This window comes from Marivirga sp., assembly GCF_051117495.1.
Classification (GTDB): Bacteria; Bacteroidota; Bacteroidia; order Cytophagales; family Cyclobacteriaceae; genus Marivirga.
Genome location: NZ_JBNPEF010000026.1, coordinates 92642 through 111725, shown reverse-complemented (window position 1 = coordinate 111725; position 19084 = coordinate 92642). Strand labels below are relative to the sequence as shown.

Annotated in this window: 15 protein-coding genes; 9 read left to right on the top strand and 6 right to left on the bottom strand. The window is 35.4% G+C overall.

Going from position 1 to position 19084, the window contains the following annotated elements; all coding sequences use genetic code 11:
• Positions 1-7: 7 nt before the first annotated feature.
• Genes ccoN through ACFE0M_RS13905 form a run of 3 tightly spaced genes read right to left on the bottom strand, consistent with a single transcriptional unit; the run spans position 8 to position 4747 of the window.
• Positions 8-2125 (bottom strand): cytochrome-c oxidase, cbb3-type subunit I, encoded by a 2118-nt coding sequence (gene ccoN / locus ACFE0M_RS13915; protein WP_434546385.1) that lies wholly within the window; start codon positions 2123-2125, stop codon positions 8-10.
• Complete coding sequence (gene ccoS / locus ACFE0M_RS13910) at positions 2115-2321, bottom strand: cbb3-type cytochrome oxidase assembly protein CcoS (protein WP_434546384.1); 207 nt, start codon at positions 2319-2321, stop codon at positions 2115-2117. The genes ccoN and ccoS overlap by 11 nt, the downstream gene beginning before the upstream one ends.
• A complete protein-coding gene (locus tag ACFE0M_RS13905) occupies positions 2318-4747 on the bottom strand; it encodes a heavy metal translocating P-type ATPase (RefSeq protein WP_434546383.1) in 2430 nt (809 codons plus the stop codon). The genes ccoS and ACFE0M_RS13905 overlap by 4 nt, the downstream gene beginning before the upstream one ends.
• 287 nt (positions 4748-5034) lie before the next feature.
• Between ACFE0M_RS13905 and ACFE0M_RS13900 the strand changes: the two genes are divergently transcribed.
• The 5 genes from ACFE0M_RS13900 to ACFE0M_RS13880 all read left to right on the top strand — a co-directional run bounded on the left by ACFE0M_RS13900 (position 5035) and on the right by ACFE0M_RS13880 (position 8697).
• Positions 5035-5514: a Fur family transcriptional regulator gene (locus ACFE0M_RS13900; RefSeq protein WP_434546382.1), complete on the top strand. Its 480-nt coding sequence runs from the start codon at positions 5035-5037 to the stop codon at positions 5512-5514.
• 312 nt (positions 5515-5826) lie between these two features.
• Positions 5827-6177, top strand: a complete 351-nt coding sequence (locus ACFE0M_RS13895) for a hypothetical protein (protein WP_434546381.1) — start codon at positions 5827-5829, stop codon at positions 6175-6177.
• A complete protein-coding gene (gene hpf / locus ACFE0M_RS13890; protein ID WP_434546380.1) occupies positions 6177-6500 on the top strand; it encodes a ribosome hibernation-promoting factor, HPF/YfiA family in 324 nt (107 codons plus the stop codon). Before ACFE0M_RS13895 ends, hpf begins: the two co-directional genes overlap by 1 nt.
• Before the next feature lie 101 nt (positions 6501-6601).
• The gene (locus tag ACFE0M_RS13885) at positions 6602-7255 is read left to right on the top strand and encodes a peroxiredoxin family protein (RefSeq protein ID WP_434546379.1); all 654 of its coding nucleotides are present in this window, start codon (positions 6602-6604) and stop codon (positions 7253-7255) included.
• Positions 7252-8697 (top strand): GAF domain-containing protein, encoded by a 1446-nt coding sequence (locus ACFE0M_RS13880; protein ID WP_434546378.1) that lies wholly within the window; start codon positions 7252-7254, stop codon positions 8695-8697. The genes ACFE0M_RS13885 and ACFE0M_RS13880 overlap by 4 nt, the downstream gene beginning before the upstream one ends.
• Before the next feature lies 1 nt (position 8698).
• Here ACFE0M_RS13880 and ACFE0M_RS13875 read toward each other — a convergent pair whose 3' ends face one another.
• Both ACFE0M_RS13875 and ACFE0M_RS13870 read right to left on the bottom strand, forming a co-directional pair.
• Complete coding sequence (locus ACFE0M_RS13875; protein ID WP_434546377.1) at positions 8699-10516, bottom strand: ATP-binding protein; 1818 nt, start codon at positions 10514-10516, stop codon at positions 8699-8701.
• A 112-nt stretch (positions 10517-10628) separates the two neighbouring features.
• A complete protein-coding gene (locus ACFE0M_RS13870) occupies positions 10629-11435 on the bottom strand; it encodes a 5'-nucleotidase, lipoprotein e(P4) family (RefSeq protein WP_434546376.1) in 807 nt (268 codons plus the stop codon).
• A gap of 247 nt (positions 11436-11682) precedes the next feature.
• Between ACFE0M_RS13870 and hemB the strand changes: the two genes are divergently transcribed.
• Entirely contained in the window at positions 11683-12657 is a 975-nt protein-coding gene (hemB, locus tag ACFE0M_RS13865) for a porphobilinogen synthase (RefSeq protein WP_434546375.1), read from the top strand.
• Positions 12658-12922: 265 nt separating this feature from the next.
• Positions 12923-14632 carry an amidohydrolase gene (locus ACFE0M_RS13860; RefSeq protein ID WP_434546374.1) on the top strand — a complete coding sequence of 570 codons (1710 nt, stop codon included), beginning with the start codon at positions 12923-12925 and terminating at the stop codon, positions 14630-14632.
• Between the two features lie 281 nt (positions 14633-14913).
• Here the strand turns inward: ACFE0M_RS13860 and ACFE0M_RS13855 are convergent, their stop codons facing one another.
• The gene (locus ACFE0M_RS13855; protein WP_434546373.1) at positions 14914-15384 is read right to left on the bottom strand and encodes a hypothetical protein; all 471 of its coding nucleotides are present in this window, start codon (positions 15382-15384) and stop codon (positions 14914-14916) included.
• Between the two features lie 175 nt (positions 15385-15559).
• Here ACFE0M_RS13855 and ACFE0M_RS13850 point away from each other — a divergent pair, with 175 nt between their 5' ends.
• Both ACFE0M_RS13850 and ACFE0M_RS13845 read left to right on the top strand, forming a co-directional pair.
• Positions 15560-16666 carry a 2Fe-2S iron-sulfur cluster-binding protein gene (locus tag ACFE0M_RS13850; protein ID WP_434546372.1) on the top strand — a complete coding sequence of 369 codons (1107 nt, stop codon included), beginning with the start codon at positions 15560-15562 and terminating at the stop codon, positions 16664-16666.
• A 304-nt stretch (positions 16667-16970) separates the two neighbouring features.
• Positions 16971-18680: a M3 family oligoendopeptidase gene (locus ACFE0M_RS13845; RefSeq protein ID WP_434546371.1), complete on the top strand. Its 1710-nt coding sequence runs from the start codon at positions 16971-16973 to the stop codon at positions 18678-18680.
• Positions 18681-19084: the final 404 nt, after the last annotated feature.

Genomic DNA, 19084 nt, shown 5'->3' with positions numbered 1-19084 from the left:
TCTTATTTTAATTTTCAGCAACTTTTATATCTGTACCTAATCTTTGTAAGTAGGCAATCAAAGCCACGATCTTAGCTTCAGGAACTGTTTCAATTCCGTCAGCCTCAAGACTTTTGACAATTTTTTCAGCTTGCGCCATGGCATTTGCTTGTACCTCTTCTTCAAAGCCTTCTTCATAAGGAACTCCTAACTTTCTCATCACCGTAATTTTATCAGGAAGTCCTTCCAAATCATAAGGCTGTTCCAACAACCATGGATATGGCGGCATGGTAGAACCCGGTGACATCGACCTTGGGTCGTACATGTGGTTGAAATGCCAGGAGTCAGGATATTTTGCTCCTACTCTATGTAAGTCAGGCCCTGTCCTTTTGGATCCCCACAAGAATGGGTGATCATAGACATATTCACCTGCCTTTGAGTATTCGCCATATCGTTCCGTTTCATATCGGAATGGTCGAATCATTTGAGAGTGACAACCTACACAGCCTTCACTGATATAAATATCACGACCTTCCAATTCCAGTGGGGTATAAGGCTTCACAGCTTCAATTTTGGTAGCTTCATTATCTTTCATCATAAAAGATGGGATTAACTCAAAAATTCCACCAATTAATATAGCTACAGTAGTTAAAATGGTGAAGAAAATAGGTTTTCTTTCCCATACTCTGTGCCAGTACTCTTTTCCTTTACTTACCGCTTTTTCCAAAGCCGGTGCCTCAGCTGCTTCATTGGCTACAAAACTTCCTGCTTTAGCAGTTTTGATTAAGTTGTACACCATCACAAAAACACCAGCCAAGTATAACAAACCACCAAATGCTCTTAACATATGCATTGGGATAATTTGTAGGGTAGTGGATAAGAAGTTAGGGTATTGCAAAATTCCTTCTGGAGTAAATTCTTTCCACATCAACCATTGTGTAAATGCTGATACATACATCGGCAAGGCATAGAATATTATACCTAATGTTCCTAACCAGAAATGAGTATTTGCTAATTTTCTGGAGAATAATTTCGTTTTCCACATTTGTGGGATCATCCAGTACAACATACCGAAGGTTAAAAAGCCATTCCAACCTAAAGCACCAATATGGACGTGTGCTACAATCCAATCAGTATAGTGTGCAATAGCGTTAACACTTTTTAAGGATAGCATTGGACCTTCGAATACAGCCATACCATAAGCAGTAATGGCCACTACCATAAATTTCAAGATTGGATCTTCTTTTACTTTATCCCATGCACCTCTCAAGGTTAATAATCCATTTACCATACCACCCCAAGATGGAGCAATTAACATAATGGAGAATGCAGTACCCAATGCTTGTGCCCACTCAGGTAATGAAGTATAAAGTAAGTGGTGAGGACCTGCCCAGATATACAAGAATATTAAGGCCCAAAAGTGAACAATTGATAATTTATAGGAATAAATTGGTCGGTTAGCAGCTTTAGGCAAGAAGTAGTACATCAAACCTAAGTATGGAGTAGTTAAGAAGAATGCCACCGCATTATGACCGTACCACCATTGCACCAATGCGTCTTGAACACCAGCAAAAGCAGAATAACTTTTCATAAAGTCAACTGGGAGTGCAAATGAATTGACTATATGCAAAACTGCAACGGTAACAAAAGAAGCAATGTAGAACCAAATGGCCACATACATATGTTTTTCTCTTCTTTTAATAATGGTTCCGATCATATTGATTCCGAATACAGCCCAGATTAGGGCGATGGCTATATCTATTGGCCATTCCAATTCGGCATATTCTTTTGAAGAGGTGAAACCCATTGGTAGGGTAATAACAGCCGATAGTATGATGAGCTGCCATCCCCACATATTAATCCATGAGAGAGTATCACTGAACATTCTGGTTTTCAGCAATCTTTGCATGGAATAGTAAACACCGGCAAAGATAGCGTTACCCACAAATGCAAAAATAACGGCATTGGTGTGCAAAGGCCTAATTCTACCAAAAGTGGTATATTCCGAACCTAAATTAGCCTCCGGTGCAAATAGCTGTGTGGCGGCCAATAAGCCCACCAACATCCCGATGGCGCCCCAAACTACTGTTGCTATAGCAAAGTATTTGACGACTTTGTTGTCATAGTGAAACTTTTCAATTTCCATTTGATTCTTGTTTATGATTTGTTGATTGATTACTTGATTTATTTTCTTTTTTGGTGATGGCATCATCCCATAGCATTCTATAAGAAGGAGTGGAGGCGTCATCAAACTGACCGGATCTAACTGCCCAAATGAAGGCAATTAAGAAACCACTTGCCACTATCAAACTCACGATGATTAAAACTACCAGTATGTTCATAAATCCCTGCTTTTTTCGATTGTAGTTAGATGTTTTTCTGCTAAATATTTGGTTCCTAGGGTTGCTAAAAGAACGACTGAAAAGGAACTAATCGGCATTAAAATAGCAGCGATTACAGGTGATAAAAGTGCTTGAACTGCAAAACTTAAGCCCACCACATTATATAAAAAAGAGAGTACAAAGCCTGCAATCACTAATTTGAATGCGGCTTTTGAAAATTTCATGATGTTAGGTAATTGCTTCAAATTCTCACCTAAAAGGATACCGTCACAAGCAGGGCTGAATTGAAGGGTAGATTCAGTGATAGCCAAACCAAAATCACTTTTGCGCAAGGCAGCAGAATCATTTAAACCATCTCCAGCCATCATAACTTTTTGCTGACCATCCTGCCATTTGGTGATAAATTCTTTTTTATCGCCTGGTAATTGTTCGAAATGCATATTTTCCTCAGGCAACCATTGGCTTAAATATTCTTTTTCTGAGGGCTGGTCACCTGATAATAAATTTAATTTATAATCGGCTCTTAAGCTGTTGAAGAGATCATTTATATTTTCCCTGAAAACATGCTTTACATTGAAGCATCCGTAAGTCAATCCATCTACATTGATGAAAACTTGAGAGCTATTGGCTTTTTTATCAAAATCAGTTGCCTGGCTATCCACAAATTGCTTCTTGCCTAATTTGATAATTTGTCCATTCACTTTGGCACTAATTCCCTGACCGCTGATTTCTTTATAATCAGCAATTTCTTGAGTAGGATAAAAAGGAAGCCAATTATAAATTATCTGACTTAAAGGATGTTTAGATTGATTAAATAAAGTTTTTACAGCCGCTAAAACTTTATGTTCCGGCATATTGCCTTCAAAAACCACCTCAGCTTTATCTGAATAAGTTAGTGTGCCTGTTTTGTCGAAAACAATTGAATCAATTTTGGATAAATCTTCTACAGACTGAGTGCTTTTCACGAAAAATCCGGCTTTGCTCAACACTCTCATAGCGTAACCTAAAGTAACAGGTGTAGCAAGAGCTAAAGCACAAGGACATGCGACTATTAACACGGTGGTAAAAGCTCTAATTCCACTTTCAAAATCTCCTATATAAAGCCAGCTTCCGAATGCTATAAAAGCAATAACTAAAACCACTGCCGTGAAATATTTACTGATTTTATCTGCCGTACTTTGCACTTGTGCTTTAGCTCCTTGTTGAATGGATTCATCATCCCAAAGTTGAGCTAAGTAGCTTTGAGAAGGACTTTTCTTCACTTGTACTAAAATGGAAGCACCTTTTAATCTTCCGCCAGCGTAAATCAATTCTTCTTTTTGCTTGCTCTCAGGCAGTGATTCACCTGTCACAAAACTATAATCTATAGAAGCCTCATCCGAAATTAAAAGACTATCAGCAGGAATGATTTCTTCATTTCTGATTTTTAAAATATCGGAAGGAATAATACTATTGAGCAAAACTTGTTCTTCATGCTGACCTTTTACCTTGGTGACCGAAAGCGGAAAAAAGGATTGAATATCTCTATCAAATCTTAAGTGGTCAAATGTTTTTTGCTGATAATATTTACCTAATAGAAGGAAAAAAACCAGTCCGGATAATGAGTCCAAATAACCCAAACCAGACTGAAAAAAAATGATGTAATAACTATAAATAAAAAGTGTGATGATACCGATACTAATCGGGACATCCATATTGATTTGTCTTTGCTTGATTACGCCCCAAGCTGATTTAAAATAATCCTGTGCAGCAAATAGCAAAATAGGAATTGCCAATAATGCATTGAGGTATGGGAATATTTTTGAAATGACATCATCATCAAACAAATTGAGGCCAAAATATTCCGGTAGGCTGAAAAGCATGCTGTTTCCAAAAACAAAGCCCGCTACACCAATCTGCAACCATATTCTTCTGTAAGGAGAAGTATTGGTTTTGGATTTTTCCAATTGAATATCAGGAGTATAAGCGATGGAATCTAAAAGGTTCACCAATTCCAGTAAAGAAATCTTTTCATGCTTAAAGGAAATGATGACGGTTTTTTTATTGAAATCAACCCTGCTATTGATGATGCCTGAATGAAGTTTATAAAGTTTTTCCAATAGCCAAATACATGCACTGCAGTGTATGGCCGGAATGTAAAAACGCACTTTACTGATTTCGTCATTCTTGAAGTCTAATAAGCTATTGGCAAAATTTTCATCTTTTAAGAACTCAAAATTATTTTTGCCTTTCTTTTTAGAACTGATGCCGGGAGAATCAGCTACACAATAGAAATTATCTAAATCATTCTCAAGCAAAATCTCATAAACCAGACGACAGCCTTCGCAACAAAAAACATGACCGTGGTTTTCTACCACTTCATGGTCACACTTTTCACCACAGTGTCTGCATTTTAAGTCTTGATTTTCTGCTATTTTTGAGTTCATTTATTTTGCTTAAATAGATAATTCAAAAGTAATAGCTGTCTTGCTCCAAAAACATGACATAAGTCATGGGGCTACTTGAGTTTAATCAGTCCATCAATCTAATAAATAATTTGAACTTATGTAAATAGAACAAAAGTTAATCTTACAAAAGGCAGTGATTGCTCCTTGTTTAGAATGGCTTTAAACTTTATTAAATTTTGCTTAGGATATTTTTAACTTCAAATTCATGACTTAAATTAGACTTTATAAATAAATGAACAGATAAGATGTCGATGTCTAAACCGGTGATGAAGGAAATTTTGCAACGTGCAAAAAATATATTGGATGAATATTTGAATGATCAGCACCTCAGGAAAACAGCTGAGCGTTATTCTGTTCTGGAAGAGATTTATTATTTGCCTCAAGATGAACATATAGATGTAGAGACCCTTTTTCTGAGAATGAGAAATAAGGAATATACCATTTCCAGAGCCACGGTTTATAACTCGATTGATTTATTGGTTGAATGTGGATTAGTGGTAAAGCATAATTTTAAAGATAAAAATGCGCTTTACGAACCTGCGTTAACTTATGAGCATCATGACCACTTGGTTTGTAATGACTGTTTGAAAATCAAAGAGTTTTTAGATCCTAGCATAGAGGAAATAAAAAAGCGAGTGGGCAAATCTGTAGGTTCAGATATCAAACATCATTCTCTAGTTTTTTATGGTGATTGTACGATTGAAAATTGTGAGAATCTGCAAAGAAAGCAAGCAGTGAAGGCTTGATTTTCTTTTTTCAGCTTATAAATTCAATCAAAATGTCTATTTTCTATAATCTGTAAGGTTGTTCCTACGGAACTTGGGAACATGTATTCATTGAAGTTACCATAAGTTCGTCCCTCTGGGACTTAAATGTAATCCAATGGTTTTTTCTATTTCGGAATTATTAATATAATTCCATACTACCTATCCATTCCTAGGCCCCATCGGAGCCACCTTATGGTAACATACATGACAAAACTGCTCCCTAAGCTCCATCGGAGCGACCTTAATTTGAGAAAACCGCAACAAATCCGCCTTTTAATCGCTTAATATACCATGATGCAATTACAAGAAACAATTCAACATTTAAATAGAATAGTAGATAACATAGCTCAGGTCAACGCACAAACAGATGGTATGACCTATGAAGATTTTCGAAAGAATGAGCCGGTTAAAGAAACGGTTTATGAATATCTTCAAGAAATTGGTCAGGCTGCAAGGGAGTTATCCAATAATCAAAAACTCCCAGCTGAAATTAATTTGGAGCCTTTAGTGGCATTCCGAAATGCACGCTATAACCAAGAAGCTGAAACAGGTCATCAGCAGGTTTTTAATATGCTAGCCGACTTAAGGCCAATAGCCGAAACAATTGAAACATCAAATTTATACCAAAATAACTTATCATAATGGATATCACTTTAGAACCCGTAGATTTTAATATAAGCCAAGAATTGAATGATCACATGCGTGAAATGTTCAATAAACTTTCAAAATACAATGACCAAATAGTGGGCATTGATTTGTATTTGAAATCAAATGCTAATGATGAAGACAGAGAGAAAACTGTTGATGCAAAGGTGTTTTTACCGGGCAACGACATATATGTCTCTGGTAAAGGAGACAGTTTTGTAACAGCTGGACAAGACTGTTATGATGTGGCCAAAAGACATGTGAGAAAAGCCAAGGAAAAAGTAAAAGATAGACATCAAGGCAGACCTGATAAAGCTTAAATATATTTCAGTAGAATAAATCCAGACCCTCATTTTATTCCGTAAATTTTAAACAATAATGGAATAAAAAGATTAAATTGATTAACAATAGGAAGGGTCTAATGAGAATAATCATAGCGATTTTATTAACCCTATTCGTCCTAACGGGAATAGGGTTTATTTTTTGGGCACAAGAATGGAGATTTTCCAAACCTACCCCTGTTCCTGACCATCATTCCTCCATAATTAAGGGTGACTCTATTTCAAAAAGCCTTTTAACTTCCTTAAATATAAAATCAGACGAGCAATTATTTATCCATTTCTATAACTTTGATTGTCCATGTTCAAGGTTTAATATTAAAGAATTCCGGAATCTGGTAATTAAATATGAATCCAAGGTAAAATTCATAGCTATTCTGGAAACTATAGGAAAGGATCAAAAAGAGATCCAAAATTTTCGAGAGAAGTATGATTTAGGAATCGATATTATGCTGGATGAAGATGGAGGTATTGCTAAAGAATTAGGAGTTTACAGCACACCGCAAGCAGTTTTAATTAAAAATCAGCAGGTTTATTTTAGTGGAAATTACAATAAAGCAAGGTTTTGTACTACTCAAAACACAAAATTTGCTAGCTTAGCCCTTTCAGCTATGATAGAAGGAAAAGCGGCCCCGGTTTTTCCAGAATTAGCCACCATAGCTTATGGTTGTGAATTACCTGCCAATGGTAATACGAATACTAGAATTGATAAATTTTTTAACTTTTTGAATTTATGACAGCAATCGTGAAGGGTAAATTTAGATCCTATTTTGATGAAATATATAAAAGAGCAGATAGGGTAACAGAAATCACTATCGGGGGTTATTTTCTATTCGGTATATTTTTGGCCTTTTTTTATGATACTTGGTTGGTAGGATTAGGTGTTGGGTCATTATGCTTAATTCTTTATTTCGGCATTAAATTTCTCTTGAAGGGTACTTATGTCCATCATTATATTGGGAGTTTGGTTGTGGCTATCTTCATGGCTCAATTCATATATCAAATGCATGGTTTGTTTGAAATGCATTTTACTGCATTTGTGGCTATTATAGTATTAATGGCTTATCAGAATTATAAGGTATTTATTCCAGCAGCTCTTTTTATAGGAATTCATCATGGTGTTTTTGCCTACATTCAATATTTAGGCTTTGTCAATAATAATGAATCCTATCAATCTATATATTTTACTCAGTTAGATTATATGGATTTGCAAACATTCTTTTTTCATGCAGGATTGGTAGCGGTTGCAGTGGTGATTGCAGCTTCTTATTCTATTTATAGTCGAAATCGATCTAAATTCCTTTTTCAGAAATTGATAGAAAGTGAAGAACAAGCTGAAAATACAAAAATCAATATTCTGTTTGCTAAAGAAATAGCCAATAATAACTATGATAAAGAGTTTGATTTAAATGAAGAGGATCCTCTTAGTGGTGCTTTGATGGAAATGCGGGAAAGTTTGAAGAAAAGTTCGATTAGAGAAGAACAAGAGCGATTTACCAATAAAGGTCTTGCGGAATTATCAAATATCATTAGAGATAATGGGAATAATTTGAAAGATTTAACTTATGAAGTGATTGAGTTTCTTGTAAAATATATGAAGCTCAATCAAGGAGGTTTTTTTATTGTGAAAGAAGAAGGAGATGATGTTTTTCTTGAGCTTGAAGGCTGCTATGCTTACGACAGAAGGAAAAAACTTAATAAAAGAATTCAGCCTGGAGAAGGATTGGTAGGGCAATCTTATCAGGAAAAAGACAGTATTTATCTAACAGAAGTGCCCGAAAATTATATCAATATTAAATCTGGCTTAGGAGATGCCAACCCAAGATCTATTGTGATTACACCCGTAAAGAGAGATGAAATTATTGAAGGAATAATGGAATTGGCCAGTTTTCGGGTTTTGAAGGAATATGAAAGGGAGTTTTTGCAAAAAGCTGGTGAAAGTATAGCTGTGGCATTAAATACTGCTAAAGTTAATCAGAAAACTACTGAACTATATGAGCAGTCTCAACAACAAACTGAGGAAATGAGAGCTCAGGAAGAGGAAATGCGCCAGAATATGGAGGAGTTATCCGCCACGCAGGAGGAAATGCAAAGAACTCAAAAGGATTATGAGAATATGCTAGCTGAATGTCAAAAGGAAAATGAAGAATTAAAGAAGCAATTGGCAGATAAAGTATAATTTATTTTTTAGGAAGCGCTACAAAGAAAGTGCTTCCTTTTCCTTCTTCAGATTCAACCCAGACTTTCCCATTCAATAAGTCCACGTATTTTTTAACAATGGACAAGCCCAATCCTGTAGAATGTTCACCAGCAGTAGGTTGAGCGCTTAATTTTTGAAATTTCTTGAAAATCATGGATTTATCCTTTTCCGTTAAGCCAGGACCTTGATCTTGAACAGAAAATATAACTTGATCTTTGTTGGATTTTGCATCCACATAAATTTTTCTTCCGGGATCTGAAAATTTTATGGCATTTACTATAATGTTTTCTAAAATTTGGGTGAGAAATAGATGATCGGAGTTTAATATAATGTTTTCCTTTGCTTTATAGGTGATACTTATATTTTTCTTCTTGGCAGTAACTTCTAATTCTTTTTCTACTGAATCCAATAATTCTTTCACCTCAATTTCTTCAAATATTACTTTCATCCTATCGCCTTCAAGGGCATCGAAATCCAATATTTTAGATATCATTTGATTCAATCTTTCTGCAGAATCCTGAGTTTGGTGAATGATTTTTATATCATCTTCCTTAAAATTTCTATTGCTCAATTTTAAAATGTCAAGTAAACCTTTTATCTGATTTATGGGAGATCTTAAGTCATGTGCAAGGATTTTAACCAGATTGTTTTTCTCCTCATTTAAATTGGTCAATTGCAAATTGCGATTAGACAATTGCTCATTTTTATTTTGAATACTTTGTTGTTGTTGTTCTATTTGTTTGTTTTTGCGACTAAGTAATTTAGCAATTTTTTGTTCTCTATAAAATAACGTAATGATGATGGCCAGTAAAATAGTGGTCACAATGGCAATGATAATATAGGTGATGCGAGTGTTCTTTTCTTTTTCTATTAATAGATTGGCATTCCGCAATTGTTCTAATTGTATTTCTTTTTCTTTGGTTAAAATGGACGCCCCCAAATTATCTTGGCCATAAAGCCCATCTATAAAGTTATAAAGCTCAGGCCCCATGTATTTGGAAGTGATGTTAGCTAATTTTACACTAGTTTTCGGATCCGTAAGAAATTCATTAAAGATTTCAATCCAATCGCTATGCTGAGGTGCTATAAATCCATATCCATTTCCTTTAATTGTAAAGAAGTTTTGTCGTGTAAGTGTACCGCCTCTTTTGATCAACATCAAATAAATGGGCAGGTCAATAAAACCAAACCTATCATCTGCTTTGCTAATTTCCTCCAATATATTTTTATCCGATTCTATATATAGAATTTCAAAATCTAGGTTTAATTGCTTTTTTAAATCCAAAAGAAATTGCTCATAAGTGGTTCCTTTGATGGTGACAGCTGTCATATTTGCCATCATTTTATTGATTTCGCCCAATGTTCTTACTATGGGCGTACCTTTGCTAGAAACCAATACCGCAACATCCGATAAATAGGGCTCTGTAAAATCGACACTCTTTCTTCGCTTTTCAGTTATTGAAAATGCGGATACTCCAAGTGAATTGGGTTTTGCATTGGAGCTAATGCGGTCGATTATATTATTAAAGCTTTCGTTTTCAATCCAATTTAATTCTAGCTTAACATTGTAATTGTTTTTAACATAGCTTTGGAATGATTCTAAGATTTCCACCTCAAGTCCTTCAGGTTCTCCTTTCTGATTTTTATAAATAAATGGATTGGAAATGTACCAATGAAGATTTAAGGTTGCATTACCCTGTTTTTGAGCTTCTTGCCAACTTTCATTTTGCCCTATTAATGGACTTTGCCTAAAAATCAATAGATTGACAAATATTAAGAAAGTACTTCGAATTTTCATACTCAGACTAAAATTTAGACAAAATATGAAAATTTTATAACTATCTGAAATTTATTCTATTACAACAGAAAATTGAAGGTTCAATTAAGAATTATGATCATCTTGGGCGTTATCATCTTGACGCATCCATCATTTTTCTTCTCATTTCAATTTTCTCGTCCGCTGTCTTTGAAAAGTCATTCTCATAAATTGCAGATTCCCACTCTCCATACATCGGATTTGGAAGCATAATGAAATTATGGAGCAATTCTTTTTGATGTTTTTTAACCAAGTCCTTCCCTAATGTTGAATCTCTTTCTGCAAAAATCTGCCTGTAATCTGTTAAATTATCGCCTACATATAATAAAATTTGATGGTCTGCTTTAACCATTTCTCTTCTTTCGGTTTTATCACTTTTAGTCGTTCTCAACAAAAGATGATCCTTTTCAGCTTGAGGCAGTTTCAGTATTTGTAAATTCTTCAAAGTAGGTTCGAAAACGCCTATTTTTCTATTGGAAACATAAAATATTTTTAATCCTAAGCTATCAGCAAAATTCAAGAAATCCACAGCTCCGGGTAAAGCATCGGCTTTTGCTTCATTGCACCAGTTCTCCCAGCTTTCAGAGCTATAATTTTCACCTTTCAAAAACAATCGTGCCTCATAAGGACTATTATCCAAAACGGTTTCATCTAAATCTAAAATTACGGCAGGTTTTAATCCGGAATCTGAAAGCGTGTCCATTTTAATTTTTAATAACATTTTTCCTTTGTCATAAGCCTGTAAAAATGAAGCTTCCATTTCGGCAGATTGTTGAAACCATAATGTGGCATTGCCCAATTGCATGGATAATTTTTCTTCAGAGCCAATGGTTTTATTTTTTATAAATTCTTGGCAAGCACTTAGTACTAAAATAGAGATGATAATGATAGCTGAACGCATATTTTTAAAATTTTAAACTTATGCAAAAGTAAAAGGAAAATTCATAAGTAGGAGCAAAAAATAATTATATGGAATCTAATAATAAATTTCACAAATAGTATTATTTGATGTTGACTATCAGGTAAATACAAGTTTATCTCATGTGATTGCCTAATAGGCTACATTCAAGCTTTTATGTTTTTTTAAATCCTATCTTAAATTCCATTTCATAAAAGCTTAACTTTGAATCATTAAAAAAGCACAATTTATGTTAATACGTCCAAGAAGAAACCGTAAATCAGCAGCCATAAGAGATATGGTGGAGGAAACTACATTAACTACCAAAGATTTTATTTTCCCTTTGTTTTTATTGGAGGGAAAAAATAAGAAGGTAGAAGTGGATAGCATGCCGGGCATCTATAGGTTCACAGTTGATTTGATGCTGAAAGAGATTGAAGAATGTTTGAAATTAGGTATAAATGCTTTTGATGTTTTTCCTGTGGTAGATGAAAAACATAAGGATAAAATGGCCACTAAAAGCGCAGATGAAAATTTCTTTTATTTGAAAGCCCTAAAAGAAATTAAAAGTAAATTCCCTGAGGCCTGCATTATGACAGATGTTGCCATGGATCCTTATAGCAGTGATGGTCATGATGGAATAGTGGATGAAAAAGGTAATATCCTAAACGATGAAACTTTGGATGTCTTAGCTGATATGGCTTTGGCACAAGCTGAAACAGGTATTGATATTATTGGGCCTTCTGATATGATGGACGGACGGGTGGAATATATCCGTGATGTTTTGGATGAAAATGGCTATGAAAACACCTCTATTATGAGCTATTGTGCCAAATATGCTTCCGCTTTTTACGGCCCATTCCGTGATGCATTGGACTCAGCACCAAAATCAGGAGATAAAAAGACTTACCAAATGAATCCTGCCAATAAATATGAGGCTTTAATTGAAGCTGAGTTGGATGCCCAAGAAGGTGCAGATTTCTTAATGGTAAAACCTGCCTTAGCTTATTTGGATGTTATTCATTTGTTGAAAGAAAATAATGAATTACCCATTGCAGCATATAATGTAAGTGGTGAATATAGCTTAATAAAGGCAGCTGCTGAAAAAGGTTGGTTAGATGGTGAAGCTACCATGATGGAAAGTTTATTGAGCATCAAAAGGGCTGGAGCGGATGTGATTTTAAGTTATTTTGCTAAAGAAGCCGCTCAAGTGTTAAGGAGATGATTGTGTGTCGATGGATTGAAATCAGTTTGAATGATCAAGCTTATGGGCTGATGTCAGACAATGAAATTGTCGGACATTGAACACCTTGAAAAACTTACAATATCGGGCGTGCAAAATATTCTGCATTTTTGTGTTGTAATTTGAATGGTATAATTGCTATACCTTTTTATATAATAAATATGGCAATGGTTTCCCGCTCAAATAATCTAAATTGTTTTTCAAACTTTTTACAATTACTTTCATAAGAAATTTAAATCGAGATATAATGAAAATAAAAATTTTACTAAGCATTTTAGCAATATCAGGATTTCTGAGTTGCCAGAATCAGCAAGAATCAGCCGACCTTATTATAAAAGGAGGAACCATCTATACAGTTAATGATAATCAACCAAATGTTGAGGCTGTAGCGGTTAAAGATAATAAAATCCTTTTTGCTGGAAGTGAGGCAGAAGTGGAGAAATATTTATCAGAGAACACTAAGGAAATTGATTTAGTAGGGAAAACCATGACACCTGGTTTTATCGAAGGTCATGGTCATTTTATGGGATTGGGCTACAATGAATTGAATGTTGATTTGTTGCAGACCAAAAGCTATGATGAAGTAATTCAAAAAGTAAAAGAAGCAGTGGATGCAGCTGAGCCTGGCCAATGGATTACAGGCCGAGGATGGCACCAAAGTAAATGGAATAAAATGCCGGAAAATACCATCAATGGTTTTCCATTGCACCATGCAATAAGTGAAATTTCACCCAATAATCCGGTTTATTTAAGACATGCCAGCGGACATGCTGGTATGGCTAATGAGAAAGCGATGCAGATTGCCGGAGTCTTGCCTTTATCTAAAGAAAGTATGGCTAACCTAGATGTTGAGGGAGGAGAGATTTTTAGAGATGAAAATGGAAACCCAACAGGTGTTTTCAATGAAAGGGCCATGACTTTAATCACCCAGCATATCCCGGAAAGCACGCCCGAAAAAGACCAAAAAGCATTTGAATTAGCGGTGAAAGCTAGCCATAGAAATGGAATTACTAGTTTTCACGATGCTGGGATTGGCAGAGAAAATATTCAGCTTTATCGTGATATGAAAGCCGATGGCAAATTGGATGTGAGAATGTATGCCATGTTAACGGGCTGGGATAAAGAGCTATTGGAAGAATGGTATGGAAAAGGAATTGAAGTGGACCAAGATCACCTTTTGACTATCCGATCAATAAAATTAAACTGTGATGGAGCCTTAGGTTCAAGAGGTGCTTGGCTTTTGGAAGAATATACCGACCAACCTGGTCATTTCGGACATGAAACTTTGCCAATGAGTTTTGTTTATACTACTTCTAATAAGGCATTGAAAACGGGATTTCAAGTTTGTTCGCATGCAATAGGAGATAGAGCAAATCAAGAAATCTTGGATCGCTATGAAAAAGCCATGAAAGAAAATGCTGATCAAACTGAAAACCACAGGTTCAGAATTGAACATGCACAGCATTTACATCCAGATGATATTCCAAGATTTGCTGAACTGGGTGTGATTCCAGCTATGCAAGCTGTGCACATGTCATCCGATAGACCTTGGGCTATTGATAGATTAGGAGAGAAGAGAATTAAAGAAGGGGCTTATATGTGGCAGGCATTATTACAATCAGGTGTGCCGATTGTGAATGGAACAGACGTGCCGGTTGAACCAATTGATCCATTGGCCTCTTTTTATGCCAGCGTAAGTCGCAAAACCTTAGAAGGAACGCCTGAAGGCGGATATGAACCAGAACAAAAAATGACCCGAGAACAAGCTTTAAGGTCTTATACGCTAGATGCAGCTTATGGTGCTTTTGAGGAAGATATCAAAGGTTCTATAGAAGTGGGCAAACTAGCCGATTTCACGATTTTTGATAAGGATATTATGACTGTCCCTGAGAATGAAATTCTTAATGCTAATGTAGCAATGACTATTTTTGATGGGAAACTGGTATATGAGAAATAAGTTTTAAAGCTTTTCTTCTGTGCGTCATTCCCACGCAGGTGGGAATCTATTGATTTTAATCTCTGATTAAAATATCAATTTAGCATTATATATTGAAACAGAGTTTCAATAAGAAAAGATACCTGCCTTCGCAGGTATGACGCATAGAACAAAATGAGTAGGTAAATTAATTATTCCATACTGCTAATATTTTAAAATGAAAAAAGGTCTGATTTTCTCAAACCTTTTTTCATTATTGGTTACTACTTTTTGTCAACTGATTAAGTTGAAGACTTAATTTATCAATTGTCAACTGTGGCAAAACGCTCTATATTTTCAGGTAACTTAATATCAGCTAGCAATTTTTCCTCAAGTAAATCAGCCCAAGCTTTCATATAATCCACTACATCCTCTTTGCTGTTGTGATATAGTTTTTCACCTCTTTCACCCATAAACCTTCTCACTTCTTGGTTTTTCAATCTTTCAAGATCGATCATATCCGCTCTTTCCAAGCCTGAATCCATCATACTGGAAATGATTTCGTCCATTGGCATAGCGCTGGTGCTACAGTAATCCTCTACTTGGTCAGTCCAGTCGCCAGATTTTCTCATGGCATATTCATGAATTTCTCTTTTGCTATAAGGGGTAAGTTCTTGTGCTAAATGACCGCAGTTGCAACCGCCCATATGGCCCCATTGGTAATGAGTGCCCTCTTGAATCTTTTTAGCAGCGGTTCTAATAGCTTTTATAAGTTTTATATTGGGTCTTGCCATAATATTATTTTCATTTTTTATTAATATCGTAACTATAAGTTAAAAGGGAAAGTTTATTAAATAGTATGATTTTGCAAGCATTTTTGTAATTAATGAGCGAAAATTGTCAAAGCTTGTTAATTTTGCTTAACTATTAAGGAAATATTGAGTTATCTCAAATAAAAATTTAAAAAGCATGGCATTTAATTTTTTCAAAAAGAAAGAAAATAAAGAAGAAAAAAAATCTAACCGATATAAAGAATTAACAGTTCGACAGGTAATCAATGCAACAGCTGATGCTATTGTAATTGAATTTGAAAAGCCGGAATGGGAAATTTCCTACACTGCAGGACAATTCTTAACACTAATTACTGATATTGATGGAGAAAGTGTAAGAAGAGCTTATTCTTTATGTACTTCTCCTTTAGTGGATGAATATCCTGCCGTTACCGTCAAAAGAGTGGAGAATGGTAAAATGTCCAATCACCTCAATGATAATTTAAAGGCAGGTGACAAGCTTCAAGTTCTGGAACCAATGGGTAATTTCACTACCACGGTGGATGCCAATAAAAAGCGTCACTTAATAATGTTTGCAGGGGGTAGTGGCATCACGCCTATGATGGGGATTTCTAAATCGATTCTACATGCTGAGCCTGACAGTATCATCTCTTTGATTTATGCCAATAGAAATTTGGAGTCTGTTATCTTCAAAAAGGAATTTGATGAATTAGAAGATACTTATGAAGGTAGAATGCATGTTATTCACGTATTGGATGATGCACCCATCAACTGGCAAGGGGAATCCGGTCTTTTGAATGAAGAAATGTTGAAGAAAATATTGGACAGAATTCCTAATTGGGGAAATGATAAAACGCAATATTTAATGTGTGGTCCTGAAGGAATGATGAAGAATGTTGAGCAATATCTTGAGAACTTTGGTGTAGATAAAGCCAATGTATTTAAAGAAAGTTTCGTTCAAGGTACTATTGATAAAGCGGAAAAGAAGAGTGGGGAAGAAACCCAAGGAGATGAATACGAAGTCACTATTCTTTTTGACGGAGATGAATATAAATTTCCTGTGCCTGCTGATAAAACCATTTTGGAAACAGCCTTGGATATGGATATTGATTTACCATTCTCCTGTCAAAGTGGTTTATGCACTGCCTGCAGAGGTAAACTATTATCGGGAACTGTTCATATGGATGAAGATGAAGGTTTATCTGATGCTGAAAAAGAAGAAGGATTCGTTTTAAATTGTGTAGGCCATCCTACATCAGCTGATGTGAAAATTGAAATTGGCTAAAACTTTAAAGTTTTATTTAAGTAAAATAGGAAGAGGGCAATTTGTCCTCTTTTTTTTTAACCTTGAGGGTTTCATTTGCTTCAAAATAAGATAAATCCTAATACAGGCATTCTAATGAATTGAAAACCCCAAAGTTTTTCTGCCAGGTTTAAAAGTTTGGCGTGCCACCAACCATTATATCTACCTCGGTCGGTGGCACACCGACCGAAAGCCTTGATGAATAAGTGGAGTAAAACTGACAAAGTAGAGTTATTAAAAAAAAGATACATAAAAGTGATCTATTAAAATCATTTAAATACTAATCATGGAATTCGAGATAAAAGAAAGACAATTTTTACCCAAGGATTTTAAAGTAAAAGATTGGGAAAAATTAAAACCTTATTTTGAAAAATTATTAAATCAAGATATCAATTCTGATGAAGAATTGATCAATTGGTTTGGCAATCTAAGTGAATTGGAAGCGGTGGTTTCGGAAGATATGGCTTGGCGCTATATCAAAATGACTTGCGATACCAGTGACGAAAAATTAGCTGCTTCATTTGAAGATTTCGTTCGCAATATTCAACCTCATATTGCTCCATACAGTGATAAACTGAATAGAAAAGCTTTGGCTTCTCCATATTTATCAGCCATAAGGGAAAAAGAAGGTTATAACATTATGATCCGTGAGATGGAGAAAGATGTGAAAATATTTAGAGAGGAAAATATACCATTGGAAACGGAAATCTCCAGTCTTTCTCAAAAATATGGAGCAATTTCCGGTGCCATGGATATTGAGCATGATGGAAAGGAATTAACCTTACAGCAAGCAGCGGTAAAATTACAGTCAACAGACAGAAAACTAAGAGAGGAGATTTATCATAAAATTTCATCTAGGAGATTAGCGGATAAAGAAAAGCTGGATGATTTATTTACAGAACTCGTAAAATTAAGGACCGAAGTGGCGAAAAATGCAGGTTTTGATAATTTTAGAGATTATATGTTCGCTTCTATGGGGCGCTTTGACTATACCCCCCAAGATTGCTTCGATTTTCATGAATCAGTGAAATCCGAGGTTGTTCCTTTACTGAACGATATTGCCAAAGAGCGCAAAGAAAAATTGGAATTGGATACTTTACGTCCGTGGGATAAGGCGGTGGATATTTCCGGAAAAGAAGCTTTAAAGCCATTTAGTGGAGCGGATGATTTAACGCAGAAGACCATTCAAGTATTCAATGAATTAGATCCATTTTTAGGTGATTGCTTGACCAAAATGGTGGAAATGAAACATATGGATTTGGATTCCCGAAAGGGAAAATCACCAGGTGGTTATAATTATCCACTTTCTGAAACCGGAGTTCCTTTCATCTTTATGAATGCCACTTCCACTTTGCGTGATATGGTAACACTTTTGCATGAAGGAGGGCATGCAGTGCATTCTTTCCTTATGAACGGTTTGGAGTTGACTGATTTTAAAAACCCGCCTTCAGAAGTAGCGGAATTGGCTTCCATGAGTATGGAATTGATCACGCTAGATTATTGGGATGTGTTTTTTAATAATGAGGAGGATTTAAAAAGAGCCAAAACAGAGCATTTACAAGGCATTATTGAGACCTTGCCCTGGGTGGCTACTATCGATAAATTTCAACATTGGATATATGAAAATCCTGAACATACAGTAGAAGAAAGAACCAAAGCTTGGAATGATATTTTAGATGATTTTTCTGATTCCATAACCGATTGGTCAAGTTTGGAGAAATTCAAGGATAATTTGTGGCAGAAGCAGTTGCATTTATATGAAGTGCCATTTTATTATATAGAATATGGAATGGCGCAATTAGGTGCAGTGGCTGTTTGGAAAAACTATAAAACAAATCCAAAAAAAGGATTAGAATCCTATATGAAAGCCTTGAAAATGGGCTATACCCGTTCAATCCCTGAGGTGTATGAAGCAGCTGATATTAAATTTGATTTCAGCAAAAACAATATTAGTGAATTGATGAGTTTTGTCAAACAGGAAATGAATAAGCTCTGATCTGGATTTAGCAGGTCATTAGGTCAGCACCGAAGTCAGACCGGCCAATAAGAAAAGGAGTTTTGTTAAACATGAAATGAACAAAATCTGAGTTACAAACCCAAAATATTCAGGGCGGTTTTACGGTTCAAAACCGTCTAATAGCTCAGTTTAATTGTAATCAGAAATTGGTAGTTCAATAGGACAGCACTAAGGGTCAGACTGGTCAATAAGAAAAGGAAAGTTCGGATGAGCTTTCTTTTTTTATTGCAGATAGAATCTTGGTTGATAGATTCTGGATTTTGTGTTGCTTTAATTTTTATTCGGTCTGACTACCGTCTGATCTAAGCAGCACTTCAAGGTAAGACGGTAGTCAGACCGGTTTTCCATAAAACAAAAAAAAATCCTGCTCAGTTTCCCGAGCA